This is a genomic window from Paraburkholderia sp. GAS32 (assembly GCF_050434225.1).
GTDB classification, from domain to species: Bacteria; Pseudomonadota; Gammaproteobacteria; order Burkholderiales; family Burkholderiaceae; genus Paraburkholderia; species Paraburkholderia madseniana.
Window position 1 is genome coordinate 136,142 of the sequence record NZ_JBNPVS010000011.1, and the last position, 16,900, is coordinate 153,041.

The window sequence follows — 16,900 nt, forward strand, 5'->3', positions numbered from 1 at the left end:
ACGGTCCGTTCCGGCCGGAAGATTGCGCATGCCCCAGAGCATTTGCACTGACCCTCTGGCGGACACGCCGTTATACGATGGCGCTTTATCGACGCCGATCTCTCGCGCCCAACCCAAGCACTCATTCCCGGCCCTCCCATGAATCCCACCGTGTTGCGCATCGCACTTGCAGTCACTACCGCCCTGCTCCTGTCCTCGGTCCACAGCGAAGAAGTCGGCAGCGTCAATACCAACTTCCGCATTACCGGTTCCGATCGCGTGGTCGTCGAGGCCTATGACGATCCGCTCGTCCAGGGCGTGACCTGCTACGTGTCGCGGGCGCGCACGGGTGGCGTCAAGGGGACACTGGGCATCGCCGAAGATCCGACCGAGGCGTCGATCGCTTGTCGGCAAGTGGGCGCCATTCATTTCACCGGCCCCGTGAAGCAGCAATCCGATGTGTTCTCGGTCAGCATGTCGCTGATCTTCAAATCGCTGCATGTGGTGCGGGTGGTCGACGCGAAGCGCAACACGCTGGTGTACATGACTTACAGCGACCGCATCGTCAGCGGCAGTGCGAAGAACAGCGTGAGCGCCGTGCCGATGCCGGCCGGCACGACAATTCCGGTCAAGTAACCGCCGCCCCGCGGCAAAGCTCACAGCGCAAAGACATACACGCGTGAGTCACCGCAAAGGCCACGGCGCGCTACACTGACTGGTCATGCCGGATCGCCGGTACTACCGGACCGCAGGATCGCCAGACTTTCACCATGACCGCCCATCGTTTCCAGGATTCCGCCCGCTACTGGCGTACGCCGCTTTTGCCCGGCGCGGATCTGCTCACAGCGGAATATCACGATCACGAGTTCTCGCCGCATTGGCACGATGCGTACACGATTCCGGTGATCGTCGCCGGCGCCGAGGGCTATCGGTATCTCGGCTCGGACTATGTCGCCGAAGCGGGCAGCGTGCCGATCATCAATCCGGGAGAACTGCACACGGGCTCCAAGGCTGTCGAGGCAGGCTGGCGCTATCGCGTGATGTATGCGCCGGTGGATTTCATTCACGAGCTTGCCAACGACGTTGCCGGCAAGCCGCAAGCATTGCCGTGGTTCGCGCCGGGCGTCATCCGCGATCCCGATCTGGCGCAGCGGCTGGCGCGCGCGCACTGTCTGCTGGAGGCCGGCGACGATCCGCTCGCCGCCGAGGCCGCGATGCTTGACGCGCTGTCCACCTTGCTGGTCCGCTACTCGCAAACGCAGCCGGAAGCGTGGCGCCTCGCCGCCGACGACGCCCGCGTCGCGACGATGCAGGAGCGCCTGACCGGCGACCTCGCCGAAGCTGTCACGCTGGCCGAGGTCGCGCAGGCAGCGGGACTCTCGCCCTTCCACGCCGCGCGCCTTTTCACGCAGACCACCGGATTGCCGCCGCACGCGTGGCGCAATCAGGTGCGCTTGCAGCGCGCGCTCGCGCCATTGCGAGCGGGCGTTTCGGTGACCGATGTCGCCGTGGCAAGCGGTTTCACGGATCAAAGCCATTTCACGCGCCATTTCAGGCGCATGTTCGGCGTGCCGCCGGGGCGCTGGCAAGGCAGTTGACGCACGCTTCGCCCCCATCCACCGCAAGAACGTACAAGCCCCCGCCCAGCCTTGCCCGCTATCCTTTGCGCATCAAGGAGGCAAGATTGACCCATTCCAACCCAGGCCAGCCCTCAAGCACAGGCCACTTAAAAGAATTCACCGCCGGCGCGCGCGACATCATCCCGATGATGGTCGGCGCGGCGCCCTTCGGCGTGATCTTCGGCACCCTGGTCGCGTCCGGCCCGCTGCATCTGTGGCATGGACAACTGATGTCGCTCGTCGTGTTCGCCGGTTCCGCGCAATTCATCGCATTGGGCCTGATCGCCGGCCACGCGAGTTTTGCGGTGATCTGGGCGACCACGCTCGTCGTCAACCTGCGTCACGTGCTGTATAGCGCGACGCTCGCGCCGCACGTCGCGCACCTGCCCTCGCGCTGGCGCTGGGCGCTCGGCGCGCTGCTCACCGACGAAGTCTTCGCGGTCGCGTGGGAACATTACCGGCATCGGGAGCCCGGCACGGTCGGCCCGCACTACTTCTTTGGCGCGGGTCTGGCCATGTACCTGAACTGGCAGATCTGGACCGTCGCCGGCCTGCTGTTCGGCGCGGCCTTTCCGGGCCTGCAGTCGCTCGGGCTCGATTTCGCGATGGTCGCCACTTTCATCGCGATCGTCGTGCCGCAGCTCGTCGCGCTGCGCTATATCGCTGCGGCCGCGACCGCGGGCACGCTGGCTTTCTTCTGGCAGGCGTGGCCGTACAAGCTCGGCCTGCTCGGCGCCGTGTTCGCGGGTGTGGCAATCGGTGTCTTGCTGTCGGCGCCGCGATTTGGGCGAGGCGCGCGGGGAAATCGCGAATCCTCGCGAGCAACTTCGCGCGAAACCTCACAGGGCCCCCACCGGGAAGCCCCGCGGAAAACCTCAAAGGAAACCATGGAGGCGTCGCGATGAACTACGTCGTTCTGATCCTCGGCATGGCCGCCATTACGTGGGTGATCCGCGCCGCCGTCTTCGTGCTCGGCGACCGGCTGGTGTTTCCGCCGCTCGTGCGCACCGCGCTCGGCTTCGTGCCCGTTACCGTGCTGACGGCGATCATCGTCCCGATGGCGGTCTCGCCGCACGGCGCCGGCGCCGAACTGACCTGGCGCAATCCGCAACTGGTCGGGGCGCTGGCCGCCATCGTAGTCAGCGCGCTGACGCGCCGACCGCTCCTGACCATCGCGGTCGGCCTGACAGTCTTTTTTGTCTGGCAAGGCGTTGTGCTTAAATAGGCGCTGTTCGACGCCTACATCGCGTGCAAACGGCGCCCAGATTGCCATAGGCGCCAGGCGCGGCGGGCTCGGGATTGGGGTGGCGCCCGCCATGCGCTGCCCTCGCAGGCGACGCATTCCTCTAAAGCCGCCGCCGGCGCCTCGCGCACCCTTAAGTTTTCCCTGAATCCGCCGATAAGATGTCGAGGTCCGCTCGTCGGGATACGTCCCGCTGGTTACGCGGCAACAGGCAGCAATCAACCGCGCCGGCATAGGCGTCGCGTCTCACGGGGTCCGTGCGCGAACGCCGACATGACGAAGCAGCGCGGCAGGACCAAACGGGATAACACATGGGTCAGATCACCCTCACACTCAAAGACGAGACCATTGCGACGCTACGCAAGGACTTCGACGCATTTCTGCGGGTTTCGCTGAAGCTCGATCCGCAGTTCGCGACGCCGTCGTTTGAGGACTTTTTGCGCGCCAAGCTGCTCGACAACATGGTGCCGCTAACCGAACACGCGGTTCAGCGGATGTTGCAGGGCGGCCAGTACGCATGGGCGAAACGCACGCTGGACAAGGAATTCCCGGACGTCGTCGCGATCCTGATGAGGCAGGCGGGGGAATTCGGTTTCGGCTTTGCAGCCCGTTCGGAATGGACGCCGGAAGAGCTCGCCAAGCAGTGCCGCGACTGGGCCGCTGCCATCGTCAAGGAAGCGGAAGGCGACGCGGCGTTGATCGATCCTCTCGCGGCGCAGATCAAGAGCGCCGCGCAGGACATCCAGGCGCTCGAGGAAGTCATGCAGACGCCGGCCTGGCGTCTGGTGGAATCGCTGCGTCAGCGCGTCTACGAAGCCAAAGTAGCGTGCGAAACGAGCGTGGGCAGCACTGCGCGCGAAAAGCTCGGCGAACTGCGAGGACTGCTGCGCCTGGGCATTTCGCACGGCTCGTTCCAGAAGCAGGAAGCGCAGCAGATCATGGAGTATTTGCGCCTGCTGAAGCCGGAGATTTTCGTCGAAGAACCGTATGACGTGTTCTCACGCCTCGCCGCCTGGCTGCGCAATTTCTTTGTGCCGCCACGGCCGGTGCCGCAACAGCAACAACAACGGCAGTCACGGTAAAAGCAGGTTCAATCCCACATCTTTCTGAGCTTCGCCCCAATCTCGATCTTCGCTTGCGCCGCCGCGGCCAGTCCCGCCGCTGTCGGCGCGCTCGGCAACGGCACGCGCGGCCAGGCGTAGGCGTCGAACAAGGGCATCAGATGCGCCGGAATGAACCGCGTGCGCGACGCCCACACGTGACGGTCGCCCATATGGGTCTGGTTGTGCACGTAAAAGCGCTGCGGCACGACGATATGCAGGTCTTCCTTCGCGCGCGTCATCGCCACGTACAACAGGCGGCGTTCCTCGTCGATTTCCTCTTCGCTGCCGGTGCCGAGATCGGATGGAATGCAACCGTCGACGCCATTCAGCACGAACACGTTGCGCCACTCCTGCCCTTTCGCCGAATGAATCGTTGACAGGATCAGGTAGTCCTCGTCGATCAGCGGCACGCCGGATTCGTCGCTCGTCGCGTCGGGTGGATCGAGTGTCAGCTCAGTCAGGAAGCGTTCGCGCGACGCATAGGTGCCCGCGATGCTTTCCATCTGCAGCACGTCCGCATGACGGATCGCCGCGTCCTCATGGTTGCGCTCGAGATGAGGCTCGTACCAGCGCCGCACCATTTCGAACTCCGCCGGCCACGGCGTCTGCCGGCCGTACACGCTCGACATCAGCTTGACGAACGGATGCCAGTCCTCCTGCGCGCGAGCGGGCGGCGCAAAGGCGGCCAGCGCGCCACCGGCGCTATGGGTGAAATCGGCCGGATTGCCGGCGCCCACCCGGGCCACGACCTCGTCCAGCACCTTAGCAGCGGTGGCGGGGCCGACGCCCGGGAGCAATTGCACGACGCGAAAACCCGCGACACGGTCGCGCGGATTCTCCGCCCAGCGCAGCACGGTGAGCACATCCTTGACGTGCACCGAATCGAGAAACTTCAGGCCGCCGAACTTCACGAACGGAATGTTGCGCCGGGTCAGTTCGATCTCGAGCGCGGCGCTGTGATGCGCGGCGCGGAACAGCACCGCCTGTGACTTGAGCTTCATGCCCTGCTCGCGCGCTTCGAGCACCTGTTCGACGATATAGCGCGCCTGATCCGCTTCGTCGGCGACCGTCACCAGACGCGGGCGCTGCGCCGATGCTTTGTCAGTCCACAGATGCTTCGTATACCGCTCGCTGGCGAGCTCGATCACCGCATTCGACGCCGCCAGAATCGGCCCGGTCGAGCGGTAGTTGCGCTCGAGCGTGATCTGCCGCGCGGGCGGATTGAAGTGCGCCGGGAAGTCGAGGATGTTGCGCACGGTCGCGCCGCGAAACGAATAGATCGACTGGGCGTCGTCGCCGACCACGGTCAAGCCGCGGCCGTCGGGTTTCAGCGCGAGCAGGATCGACGCCTGCAGGCGGTTGGTGTCCTGATACTCATCGACCAGAACGTGATCGAAGCGCGCCGACAGATCAGCCGCGATCGCCGGCTCCGCGGCCATATGCGACCAGTAGAGCAGCAGGTCGTCGTAGTCGAGCACGCTCTGCTTCTGCTTGGCTTCGACGTACGCGGCGAACAGCATGCGCAGATCGGCTTCCCACTCGCGGCACCACGGAAACGCGCTGTTGAGCACGTCGGCAAGCGACGCGCCGGTGTTCACCACGCGCGAATAGATCGCAAAGCAGGTCCCCTTGGCTGGGAAGCGCCGCTCTTTCGCCGACAAACCGAGCTCGTGGCGCACGAGATTCATCAGGTCGGCGGAATCCTCGCGGTCGTTGATCGTGAAGGCGGGCGCGAGGCCGATCAGGTCGGCGTATTCGCGCAAAAGCCGCGCGCCGACGCTATGGAAGGTCCCTGACCAGGTCAGCCCTTGCGCCAGCGCAGCCCGCGTACCGAGCGCCGCACCAGCGATGCGCGTGACGCGGCGGGTCATTTCGAGCGCGGCGCGGCGTGAGAAAGTGAGCAGCAGAATACGGCGCGGATCGGCGCCCTTCACCACCAGATTGGCGACCCGGTGCGCCAGCGTGTTGGTCTTGCCGGAGCCGGCCCCCGCGATCACCAGCAGCGCGCCCGGCGGCGCGTTGGGGCTGTCGGCGCCGTATTCGACGGCTTCGCGTTGCGCGTCGTTGAGCTTTGCGAGCCAGGAGGCGGTATCGGTATCGTTATCGGTACCGGAAGCAGACGGTGGCGAAGATTCAGCGACGGAGAGCACAGTGGATTCGGGCCTGAGGTGGAATTGACGCGGCGACGCATACTGTATATCCATACAAGTATCAGAGACAAGCGGCCCTTTTTTCCCTGCCGCCCCCAAAAGAAATGACCCGGGCGCTTACGCGCTCCGGGCCATTTCTTCGCGAGGGCACTGCGAGACTTTGACGAAGCCCCGCAGCAAGGTTGGCTGAGGCAACGGCTAAGCTTGTTGTCGAAGCGCCTTGTGTTTCAGAAGAACTCTGGCTTAGTGCTTCACGTCGGCGCCGTTGTCCTGATCGGAAGCCTGACCCTGCATATTTATCTTCATTTCGTTGTTGGCTGCCTGCTTGTCAGCCTTCTGGTTGACCTTGGCGTCGCGCACCTGCTCCTTGTACTGCGACTTGGCAGCCTTTTGCTGCTGCGCCAATTCCGCCTTGGACGCCTTCTTCGACGCCTTGTACTCGGCGTTAGCCTGTGCGTTGGCGTCGCGCTTCTGGACCAGCGGATCGGTCGAACCCGATGCCGTCAGACGCGTCGGCGCCGGCGTCACCGGCTGCACACCTTGCGCGGCCGGTGCTGCGGGTGCGACATCGGCGCCTTGGGCCTGGACCTGTGCCTGGCCGTTCACACCGGCGGCCGGTTGCGCGGTCTGCGCGAACGCCGCGGTAGCGGCAAAAGCAGTCAGGGCGGTACCAATCAGGAGCGTACGAATCTGAGTCATGGCTAAATCCTCTCTAAGGTTGTTGTGACGCGGGCGCCGTATCCGGCGCGGCACATTGACGTGCGCTTCATCCAATGCGCACCTCGCCCGGTCTATTCGTCGCTGGAAAAATCCAGCAAGCTTTCCTACAGACCCGCACTTTACGAGTGAAGTTCGTGATATGCGACCCGTGTTACGGAACGTTTCATTTTCTGACAACTACATAACATCTGCTTGCAATCGCCCGAATCCGGTCCGGGAGCACGGGGGACTATTCATTCAGGGCAAGCTTCTGGCTTATCATGCGAACCCTTTGCTTCAAGGCGCAAACGCCATGCCCAACCTCGATTTCACACTGACCGGTGACTACGTCGAACTGCACAATCTCCTGAAGATAACGGGGCTTGCGGACAGCGGCGGGTCGGCAAAAATGATGGTCGCGGACGGCGCGGTGACCGTCGACGGCCGGGTCGAAACGCGTAAAACCTGCAAAATCCGCGCGGGCCAGGTCGTGCTGTTGGGCGATACGCGCATCGCGGTGCACGAGGCTTGACGCGCCAAGTCCGAAAACTCGGGGGACCGCACGCACCAAAATCGTGCCTCTTCCATCGACATCCCCGCGCCTAAGCAATAAGCTGTTAGTTTCGACAGACAAACAATCGGCTGACAGCCGCCCTACGCTCCGGTGAGCCACCGCATTTCGCCGCCTCACCGGCAGCACGCAAGCCCCGCGAATCGGCCGGGCTGCGCCCTCCGCCACGCTGTCGCCCCTTCCGCTTCCAAGCGCTCCATGACTCAATCCGGCTTCACCCGGGTGGCCGCCCGGCCGCCGACCCTGACCCGCCACGCCGCCGACACCGCCAGGCTCGCCGCGCCGCTCGCCATCGCGCAACTGTCGCAAATGGCGATGGGCGTCACCGACACGATCCTGCTCGGCTCGCTCGGCCCCGACGCGCTCGCCGCCGGCGGCCTCGGCGCCAACCTGTTCTTCGTCGTGGTCACGTTGCTGCAGGGCGTGCTCACCTCCGTCAGCGTGAGCGTGTCGCATGCGCGCGGCGCGCAGGACGAAGGTCGCGTGCCGCATATCTACTGGACCGGCCTCGTGTTGTCGGTGCTGCTGTCGGTGCCTGCGTTCTTCCTGCTGTCGTTCGCCACGCCGATCCTGCTGGCCTTCGGCGAACCCGCGCTGCTTGCGCACAACGTCGGCGAATACGCGGCGGTGCTGCGCTGGGGCTCGCTCGGCAGTCTGATCGGCGTCGGCCTGATGCGCTCGTTTCTGCCGGCCATCGGCGCGGCCAAGCGACTCCTGTGGGTGTCGCTCGTCAGCGTGTTCGTCAACGGCTTTCTCAACTACGGGCTGATTCACGGCGTCCACGGACTGCCTCGCTTAGGCTTTCTCGGTTCGGCGGCGGCCACCTCGATCACCGTTTGGCTGAGCGCGCTCGTGCTGATGGCCTTGTTGCATCTGCGGCCACGCTATAAGCATTTCGTCGTCGCGACGCGGCCGAACGTGCCGCTAATGGGCGAGTTGTTCGGCATCGGCTGGCCGGTCGCGATCACCTATGGCGTCGAATCGACGCTGTTCCTCGCCACCGGCCTGATGGTCGGCCTGCTCGGCGAATCGCAACTGGCCGCGCATCAGATCGCCTTGAACGTCGCCTCGGTGGCCTTCATGGTGCCGCTCGCGATCGGTCAGGCAGCCAATGTGCGGATCGGCTACTGGTCCGGCGCCGGCCAGCCGCTTGCCGCACGCCACGCGGGTTTCGTCGCGCTCGCGCTCGGCGTCGGCTTCATGACGCTGTCGGGCATCGTGCTGATCGCCGCGCCGCACTGGATCGTCGGCCTGTATCTGCATCTCGACGACCCAGCCAACGCCGCCACGGTGACGTTGGCAAGTTCGCTGCTCGGCGTGGCCGCGATCTTCCAGATCGTCGACGGCATGCAGACGGTTGGCTCAGGCTGTCTGCGCGGCCTGAGGGACACGCGCGTGCCGATGATCGCGGCGACGTTCGGGTACTGGGTCATCGGCTTTCCGACCGGTTACGTGATGGCATTTCACTTCGGGCTGGGGGCGCGCGGTTTGTGGTGGGGACTCGCGGCCGGCCTTGCCAGCGTTGCGCTTCTGATGACGCTGCGCTTTCACAAACTGAGCTTGCGGCGCGTGCCGGTTATGCCCGGCACGCCGCCGGCCCCTTCGGCCTGAGGTCGGCCTGAGGTCGGCCTGCGGTCGACCTTAACCCGCCATTTCGCGGATGGTTGCGGGCGCAACCATCGTTTCCCGGCAAACACACCGCGAACGATAAAATGCACCCTCTGGCAAAACCGCGCGCACCCGCGCGATGCACGTCGCAGTCACACGGAAGATCGAAAGCCCACACGCCTGATTCCCCTTAGAATGCATTTCTCGACAGCGTGAGCACGCTACGCGCGCTGCCGCCATGAGAAGCGTGCAATCAAGGGAGAGCCGGCGTGTCGTGGCATCAAAATCAGGATCAGACTGCACCGCACCGCACGTGCGCGTTCAGCACGGCCCGCAGGAAGACCCCTTGGGAGACGACGAGACATTTCTTCCTGCTGTGCTGCGCAACGGCATTTCTGACCGCTTGCGCGACCAAGCCGCCCGCCACCGCATTCGACCGTCCGGTCACCCACGCACTGTCCGCCACTCAACCAACGCCGCTTCACACGGCCCTCGCGCCGCTCGAAGCCGCGCATCCGAATCAGTCCGGTTTCCGGATACTGTCGAGCGGCACCGACGCCTTGCAGATGCGCATTGCGCTCGCACGTGCGGCGACGAAAACCCTCGACATGCAGTACTACATCGCCAACGAGGACACCACCGGCAAGCTGCTGCTCGGCGCCGCCCTCTACGCAGCCGATCGCGGCGTGAGAGTGCGCATGCTGGTCGACGATCTGAACTTCAAGGACATCGACCAAACGATGGCGGGTCTGAACTCGCACGACAACATCGAGATCCGCGTTTTCAATCCATTCGGCAGCGCGCAGGAAGGCGTATTCGAACGCACTACGAACGTGTTCACGCAGATCGGCCACTTCACGCGCCGCATGCACAACAAGTCGATGATCGCCGACAACCAGTTGGCCATTGTCGGCGGCCGCAATCTCGGCGACGAATATTTCAGTGCGAGCGAAACGCTGCAGTTCCGCGACCTCGACGTGCTGGCCGCCGGCCCGGTAGTCGCCGACGTCTCCGCCAGTTTCGACGACTACTGGAACAGCAGCATCGCCTATCCGCTGCGGGCGCTGAACAAGCAGAAGTTCGATGCGAAAGAACTCGACCAGACGCGCGACGATTTACGCCAGCACTGGCGCACCAACGCCGACCCGTACAACGCGAAACCGCTGAACGCTTCGCCGCTCGCCACGCAGATTGCCCAGGATCAACTTGGCTTGACGTGGGCGCCGGCCGAATTCAAAGCGGACTTGCCGGAGAAAATCGAACATCCCTCGCCGGACTACGTCAGTCCGCCAATGCAGCGACTGGGCGAGCTGATGCACGACGCGCAGAAAGATTTTCTGATTATTTCGCCCTACTTCGTACCGCACGAGAGCGGCGTCAAGGCAGCCGGCGAACTGACGCATCGTGGCGTACGCATCGCCGTGCTGACCAACTCGCTCGCGGCGACCGACGCGGTAGCGGTGCAAGCCGGCTATAGCCCCTTCCGCGTGCCGCTGCTGCAACAGGGCGTGGAATTGTATGAATTCAAACCGCAGCAGAAGGCGCGGCGTGTCGGTTTCGCCGGATCCAGCTCGCGAGCCAGCCTGCACGCAAAGACTTATGTCATCGACCGCAAGATTCTGGTGATCGGCTCGATGAATCTCGATCCGCGCTCGGCCAATCTGAACACCGAGCAGACGCTGGTCATCCATAGCCCGGCGCTCGCCGAGCAGGTTGCACAGATCTTCGAACGTGCCATCGCGCCCGAAGCAAGCTACCAGGTCACGCTCGCCGACGCGGCGCAACTCGCCTATCTGCGCTCGATCGGCGCGCCCCTCTCGCCGCTCGTCTGGACCGACGTCGAAGACGGCGCGCGCCGCACCTATATCTTCGACCCCCAAGCGGGTTTTTACCGGAACGCGCTAACGGGTCTATTCTCCTTATTGCCTGTCAACGCAGAACTTTGAAAAGCGGAGTTGAACCATGACTGAAGACGTACGAATGGAGCGCGACACGTTCGGTGAAATCGCTGTGCCGAACGCTCGTCTATGGGGCGCGCAGACCCAGCGCTCGCTGCAGAATTTCCGCATTTCGTCTGAAAAACAATCGCCCGAACTGATCACCGCGCTGGCCGTCATCAAGCGCGCCGCCGCCGAGGTCAACCAGGGTCTGGGCGTGCTCGACGAGAACAAGGCCAAGGCGATCATGCAGGCGGCCGACGAGATCATCGACGGCAAGCACCCTGAAGAATTTCCGCTCGCGGTCTGGCAAACCGGCTCCGGCACGCAGACCAACATGAACCTCAACGAGGTGATCGCGAATCGCGCGAGCGAGCTGCTCGGCGGCGAGCGCGGCGAAGCGCGCAAGGTGCATCCGAACGACGATGTGAATCGCGGCCAGTCGTCGAACGACGTGTTTCCGACGGCGATGCACGTGGCCGCCGCCTACGCGATCGTCAAGCATCTGCTGCCCGCGCTGAAGACGCTGCGCGAGACGCTCGACGGCAAGGCGAAGGCCTTCGCGGACGTCGTCAAGATCGGCCGCACGCATCTGCAGGACGCCACGCCGCTGACGCTCGGCCAGGAGTTTTCAGGCTATGTCGCACAACTCGATCACGGCATCCGTCACGTGGAATCGGCGCTGCCGCATCTGTACGAACTCGCCCAGGGCGGTACGGCAGTCGGCACCGGTTTGAACGCGCATCCGCAGTTCGCCGACAAGGTGGCGGCGGCAATCGGCAAACTGACCGGCTTGCCGTTCGTCTCCGCGCCCAACAAATTCGAAGTGATGGCCGCGGCCGATGCGCTGGTGTTCGCGCATGGCGCGTTGAAGACGGTGGCGGCGAGCCTGAACAAGATCGCCAACGACATCCGTTGGCTCGCGAGCGGCCCGCGTTGCGGCCTCGGCGAACTGTCGATTCCGGAGAACGAACCAGGCAGTTCGATCATGCCGGGCAAGGTCAATCCGACCCAGTCCGAAGCCTTGACGATGCTGTGCGCGCAAGTGTTCGGCAACGACGTCGCGGTGAATATCGGCGGTGCGAGCGGCAACTTCGAGTTGAATGTGTTTCGGCCGATGATTGCGCACAACGTGCTGCAATCGGTCCGTTTGCTCGCCGACGGCGCGCACAGTTTCAACGACAACTGTGCTGTGGGCATCGAACCGAATCGCGAGCGCATCGATACGTTGCTCAACGAATCGCTGATGCTGGTAACGGCGCTCAATCCGCACATCGGTTACGACAAGGCCGCGCAGATTGCGAAGAAGGCGCACAAGGAAGGTACGACGCTGAAGGCGTCGGCGCTCAAGCTCGGCTATGTCACCGAGCAGCAGTTCGACGAATGGGTGCAGCCGAAGGATATGGTCGGGCATTCGGCGGGGTGATCGCCGATGGGATCGGCCGGAGCTTGGCCGATCCGGCAGATTGGCTGACGTGAATGCAAACAGCAGGCCGCGCGGACGCAATGTTCGCGCGTCCTGTTGTGCATGCCCCTGGCAAGCGGCGGCACGTCCCCGCAAGGCGTGCCGATGCCGACCGAGGCGCCCCTTAAACCTTCCCCTGCGCCACTTCTTCCGGCTTCAGTTCGACGATCGCGTCGAGCGCTTCCTTCACGTCCATCGCGTACCTGGCAAGGCGCTTCTGTTCATCTGTTTCCGGTACGAACGCCGGCACCGGCACGGGGTGGCCGTTCTCGTTGACCGCGACCATCACCACCAGGCAGTCCGTGGTTTGCAGCAGCTCGCCGCCCTTCGGATCGCCTGCCTGCACCGACACGTGGATGTGCATGCTGGTACGCCCCGTCGCCACGACGCGCGCGCGCAGCTCAACCAGGTTGCCGACGAGAATCGGTCGACGGAATCGGATATTGCCCACGCTGACCGTCACGCAGTAGCGCCCCGACCACACCGCCGAGCACGCGTACGCGGTCTCGTCGATCCACTTCATCAACGCGCCGCCATGCACCTTGCCGCCGAAGTTGACCGAGCTGGGCTCGGCGAGAAAGCGGAAGGTGGTTTCGGAACGGTCCAGGGGCGCTAAGGCAGGGGTGCTCATCTTGACTCCGGTCAATCGGACGCATTTAAAGGAGGCGATTATACGAGCGCAATATTGACCCCGTCGCGGATTGGGTGGGGTTATGTAGCCGAATGTCGGCCTGGACGAGCGCAATGCTTTCGTCGAGCTTTCGTTTAGGAACCCGCTTAACCCGCCGCCACAACCGCAGAAACCGCCGCGCGCTGCGGCACGACCGCCGACTCGAAACGCTCCCGATACTCCAGCGGCAATACGCCGAAGCGCCGCACAAAGGCGCGCCTCAAATTCTGCTCGCTGCCGAAGCCACAATCGAGCGCAATCCGCTTCAGCGGCCGGCGCGACTCCGCCAACGCCCGCGCGGCCGCCTCCAGCCGCAGTGCCGACACCGTTTTAGCCGGCGTGCGGCCAACCTCGTCGACGTAGCGTCGGGCGAAAGTCCGCGGACTCATCTGCGCGCGCTCGGCCAGCCGCTCGACCGACAGGTCGTCGCGCAAATGGCCCGCCATCCAGCTATGCAACGCCTCGAATGGTCCGCCTGCCGAGGCCTGCGCTGCCAACGCCGCGCTGAATTGCGACTGGCCGCCGGGCCGCTTCATGAACACCACCAGCCGCCGCGCCGCCTGCATCGCGACCGCGTGGCCGACATCTTCTTCGATCAGCGCCAATGCCAGATCGATTCCCGCCGTCACGCCCGCCGATGTCCAGACGACGCGCCTTTCTTCGCCATGGCCCACGTCGCGGATAAAGATCGGATCAGCGTCGACCTGTACGTTGGGAAAGCGGCGCGCGAGATGCGGCGCTTCCCGCCAATGGGTGGTCGCCCGGCGGCCGTCGAGCAGGCCCGCCGCAGCCAGATAGAAGGCGCCCGTGCAGACCGAGCAGACGCGCCGCGCCTCCGGCGCACGACGCCTGATCCACGCGACGAGTTCCGGCTGTAATGTGCAGTGGTCGTCGATCGGGACGCCGGGGACGATCAGCGTGTCGATCGGCTGGTCGTCGAGCGAATCGAGCCGTTGCGTGACGACCGGCAGGCCAGGAAAGGTTTGCAGCACGCCGCCGTCGATCGACGCGACCGTCGTGCGATAGGCGACCGGCTCGGCAGCGTTGCCAGACTTACCCGCCGCAGCCACCATCGTCAACTCTGCGCGCCAGAACGCCTCAAGCGGCCCGCACGCATCGAGCAGCACGAGGTCGGGAGCGACCGCGAAAACGATATGACGTGCAGCCATCAAGAAACCCCTTGGGCGAGTTGCCGCTTGTTCGACCACGCATACCCGAGCGTAGCCAACGCCGCCAACCCCAGCAGCGGAAAAATCGCGGCATTGATCGTCGCCCAGCCGAAGCGCGCCAGCAATTGCCCGGCGAACAGCGAGCCCAGCGCGGAAAACGCAAACGTCGTGAATTCGCTGGTTGCCTGCGTCTTGGCCCGCTCGGACGGCCGGTACGATTGCGTGAGCAGCGTCGAGCCGCCGACGAACATGAAATTCCACCCCACGCCCAGACATGCGAGCGCCGCGTAGAAGTGCGGCAGATCGGTCGAGCGCAGCGCCAACACACCGCACAGCGCCGACAGCACGATCCCCGCACCGATCACCGGCAACACGCCGAAGCGCCGGATCAGCCGCGCGGAAAACAGCGACGGCGCGAACATGCCGACGAGGTGCCATTGAATGATCGCCGCGCCGTCGCCGATCGTGTGACCGCACGCGACCGCCGCAATTGGCGTCGCGGTCATCACGAACATCATCACGGCGTAGCCGAGCGCGTTATTGGCGAGCGCCGCGGCAAAGATCGGCTGCCGTACGATTTCGCCGAGCGGCCGCGCCGGTTCGTGCGTCACGGCCGCACTCGCGGACGGTGCGGCGTCGCGATACAGCAGCGCCAGCATGGCGATCGATACGAGCCCGAAGCCGGTGACAAGCGCATAGGAGCCGGCGAACGCCACCGGCGCGAGCCAGTCCTTGCTCCATGTGGCAAGAAGTGGCCCGCAGACGGCTGCCACCACGCCGCCGGTGAGCACCGTCGAAATCGCGCGGCTTTTCCCTTCGATTCCGACGGCATCCGCGGCCGCCAGCCGGTAGTACTGCGCGAACGCCTGGAACACACCGACGGTCGCCGTGCCGGCGCAGAACGCCCAGAAGCTGTGATGAAAGATCGCCCACACCGAGACGGCCCCGCCCAGCGCGCCGACACCCGCGCCGAGCATGAAGCCCGCGCGCCGTCCGATGCGCGCCATCAGGAACGACGCGAAGATGGTGGTGAGTGCGGCGGCGACGGTAATCAGCGAAAACGGCAGCGTCGCGAGCGCCTTGTCGTCGGCAAGCGTGTAGCCGACCAGACCGGTCAAGGTCAGATCGATCGAGACCGATGAAGTGTAGAGCGCCTGGCAGACCGCCAGCACGCGCGCGGCGCGCCGGTTATGAGGGTCGGCGTGGCCGGAGCCGGTTTGGGTGGCGGCAAAGGAAGAAACGGCGGAGGGAGCAGCGGGTGGCGGCATCGGTAGGCCTCGGACGGCGAAAGTGGCGATGCCTGGATCGTCACATGGCCGGAGGTGGCAGGAATGCCAATGATGCATCAATTCCAGCCAGTCACCGCACTCGTCCACCTGAAAATGTTGCCGCGTGCGCCTCGCACTTACTTGCGGACCGTCACGCCTTCGTCGATCGTGCCGTACATCGTGATACTGCCGGTGCCCGCACCCGAACTCGAGCCGGAACCGCCCTGCGCGCACGCGCTGAACAGCAGAACCGCGGCCGCGGCCGCGGCCGCGGCGGCAAGAAGAAATTTCATGACGGCGTGTTCCTGCAAAGACAGGGTTCGATTCTAGCCTGACGGGCTTACGCGACGCCAAAGCGGCATCGCCGCACCGAAACGCAGAAACAGCGTCTTATCGAAGCACGCACTAGCCTGCCCTTCCCGCCGGATTTTCGTAGCCACTGCATTCGACGATTCACGCTAATCTGAAACATCGAATACAGCAGCCAGATACAGTGGACTGCATGGCGCCCTGCCCGCGCCGCCAACCGGAGACGCCTGATGCCCACCACCCTCACCGACGAACAGAATCACTTCCCCGGCTTGAGCCGCATCGGTGCGCTGCTCGCCGACCCTGGCCGCGCCGCCATGCTGTGGTCGTTGATGGACGGCAGCGCCCGCCCGGCCGGTGAACTGACGATGATCGCCGGGCTCTCGCCGTCGGCGGCCAGTGCTCATCTGGCGCGTCTGACCGACGGCGGCCTGCTCGCGCTCGAAGTGCGCGGCCGGCATCGCTATTTCCGGATCGCCTCGCCGGATATCGCTGCCTCCATCGAAGCGCTCGCCAATGTTGCGCAGGTCAGCGCCCCGCAACGGGCCGTGCCGCGACCGGTGCGCACCGTGCCGGTCGACATGCGCTACGCCCGCACCTGCTACGACCATATGGCGGGCGAACTGTCGGTACGGGTGTTCGAGCGGCTGGTCGAGCGCGGTCTGCTGACGCTGCACGGTTCGTCGCTCGAAGCCACTACCGACGGCGCCGCCCGCTTCGCCGAGTGGGGCATCGACATGTCCGCCCAGAAGAGCCGCCGGCGCCGCTTCGCCTGTACCTGTCCCGACTGGAGCGAACGGCGTCCGCACCTGGGCGGCGCGCTCGGCGCAGCGCTGCTCGATTCGTGGTCGGCGCATGGCTGGGTCGAACGCACTGAGCGGCCACGGATCTTGCGCATCACCCCGGCAGGCCACCGCCATTTCGACGCGTTCCTGGCCGCTTGAAACAAGCTTAACTGATTGACGTGATTACAAAATTTGCGCATTCAGCTTACGAAACGCTCCATCGAGACCTTTTGTTACACGCTCGTGAGGGAGCCTTACAAAAGTGGGGGCCTTGAAACAATCCGTACGGGTAGAGTGGTTCTCACGGATGCTGCACAATGCGCGT

General features: G+C 64.6%; 15 protein-coding genes and 1 pseudogene. 10 read left to right on the forward strand and 6 right to left on the reverse strand.

Annotation, left to right across the window (positions count from 1 at the left end):
- Positions 1-138 precede the first annotated feature (138 nt).
- From P3T25_RS16050 to P3T25_RS16070, 5 genes and pseudogenes are all read left to right on the forward strand, one after another.
- Positions 139-615 carry a CreA family protein gene (locus tag P3T25_RS16050; RefSeq protein ID WP_154560630.1) on the forward strand — a complete coding sequence of 159 codons (477 nt, stop codon included), beginning with the start codon at positions 139-141 and terminating at the stop codon, positions 613-615.
- A 134-nt stretch (positions 616-749) separates the two neighbouring features.
- Positions 750-1,577 carry an AraC family transcriptional regulator gene (locus tag P3T25_RS16055; protein ID WP_429358360.1) on the forward strand — a complete coding sequence of 276 codons (828 nt, stop codon included), beginning with the start codon at positions 750-752 and terminating at the stop codon, positions 1,575-1,577.
- An 86-nt stretch (positions 1,578-1,663) separates the two neighbouring features.
- Positions 1,664-2,419: pseudogene (locus P3T25_RS16060) on the forward strand (AzlC family ABC transporter permease); the annotation flags it as partial.
- 80 nt (positions 2,420-2,499) lie between these two features.
- Positions 2,500-2,823, forward strand: coding sequence for an AzlD domain-containing protein (locus tag P3T25_RS16065; protein ID WP_154560628.1), 324 nt, complete (start codon positions 2,500-2,502; stop codon positions 2,821-2,823).
- A gap of 329 nt (positions 2,824-3,152) precedes the next feature.
- Positions 3,153-3,923: a DUF4088 family protein gene (locus P3T25_RS16070; protein WP_154560627.1), complete on the forward strand. Its 771-nt coding sequence runs from the start codon at positions 3,153-3,155 to the stop codon at positions 3,921-3,923.
- A gap of 8 nt (positions 3,924-3,931) precedes the next feature.
- On the opposite strand, the gene P3T25_RS16075 is transcribed toward P3T25_RS16070, so the two are convergent.
- Together P3T25_RS16075 and P3T25_RS16080 are read right to left on the reverse strand one after the other, a co-directional pair.
- Positions 3,932-6,148: an ATP-dependent helicase gene (locus P3T25_RS16075; RefSeq protein WP_429358361.1), complete on the reverse strand. Its 2,217-nt coding sequence runs from the start codon at positions 6,146-6,148 to the stop codon at positions 3,932-3,934.
- A gap of 189 nt (positions 6,149-6,337) precedes the next feature.
- A complete protein-coding gene (locus tag P3T25_RS16080; protein WP_154560625.1) occupies positions 6,338-6,793 on the reverse strand; it encodes a hypothetical protein in 456 nt (151 codons plus the stop codon).
- A gap of 313 nt (positions 6,794-7,106) precedes the next feature.
- On the opposite strand from P3T25_RS16080, the gene P3T25_RS16085 reads away from it, so the two are divergent.
- From P3T25_RS16085 to fumC, 4 genes are all read left to right on the forward strand, one after another.
- On the forward strand, positions 7,107-7,325 hold the full coding sequence (locus P3T25_RS16085) for an RNA-binding S4 domain-containing protein (protein ID WP_011489423.1): 219 nt from the start codon (positions 7,107-7,109) through the stop codon (positions 7,323-7,325).
- Positions 7,326-7,562: 237 nt separating this feature from the next.
- Positions 7,563-8,975 (forward strand): MATE family efflux transporter, encoded by a 1,413-nt coding sequence (locus tag P3T25_RS16090; protein ID WP_429358362.1) that lies wholly within the window; start codon positions 7,563-7,565, stop codon positions 8,973-8,975.
- Between the two features lie 266 nt (positions 8,976-9,241).
- Positions 9,242-10,918, forward strand: a complete 1,677-nt coding sequence (locus tag P3T25_RS16095; protein ID WP_168435706.1) for a phospholipase D family protein — start codon at positions 9,242-9,244, stop codon at positions 10,916-10,918.
- A 16-nt stretch (positions 10,919-10,934) separates the two neighbouring features.
- Positions 10,935-12,335: a class II fumarate hydratase gene (gene fumC, locus P3T25_RS16100; RefSeq protein ID WP_154560623.1), complete on the forward strand. Its 1,401-nt coding sequence runs from the start codon at positions 10,935-10,937 to the stop codon at positions 12,333-12,335.
- Between the two features lie 163 nt (positions 12,336-12,498).
- Here fumC and P3T25_RS16105 read toward each other — a convergent pair whose 3' ends face one another.
- The 4 genes from P3T25_RS16105 to P3T25_RS16120 form a co-directional block, all read right to left on the reverse strand.
- Entirely contained in the window at positions 12,499-13,005 is a 507-nt protein-coding gene (locus P3T25_RS16105; protein WP_154560622.1) for an acyl-CoA thioesterase, read from the reverse strand.
- Between the two features lie 146 nt (positions 13,006-13,151).
- Positions 13,152-14,213: a GlxA family transcriptional regulator gene (locus tag P3T25_RS16110; protein ID WP_429358363.1), complete on the reverse strand. Its 1,062-nt coding sequence runs from the start codon at positions 14,211-14,213 to the stop codon at positions 13,152-13,154.
- The gene (locus P3T25_RS16115) at positions 14,213-15,481 is read right to left on the reverse strand and encodes an MFS transporter (protein WP_429358364.1); all 1,269 of its coding nucleotides are present in this window, start codon (positions 15,479-15,481) and stop codon (positions 14,213-14,215) included. Before P3T25_RS16115 ends, P3T25_RS16110 begins: the two co-directional genes overlap by 1 nt.
- Before the next feature lie 137 nt (positions 15,482-15,618).
- Positions 15,619-15,774: a hypothetical protein gene (locus P3T25_RS16120; protein WP_429358365.1), complete on the reverse strand. Its 156-nt coding sequence runs from the start codon at positions 15,772-15,774 to the stop codon at positions 15,619-15,621.
- Between the two features lie 246 nt (positions 15,775-16,020).
- Between P3T25_RS16120 and P3T25_RS16125 the strand changes: the two genes are divergently transcribed.
- Complete coding sequence (locus P3T25_RS16125) at positions 16,021-16,734, forward strand: ArsR/SmtB family transcription factor (protein ID WP_429358366.1); 714 nt, start codon at positions 16,021-16,023, stop codon at positions 16,732-16,734.
- The last annotated feature ends 166 nt before the right edge of the window (positions 16,735-16,900 follow it).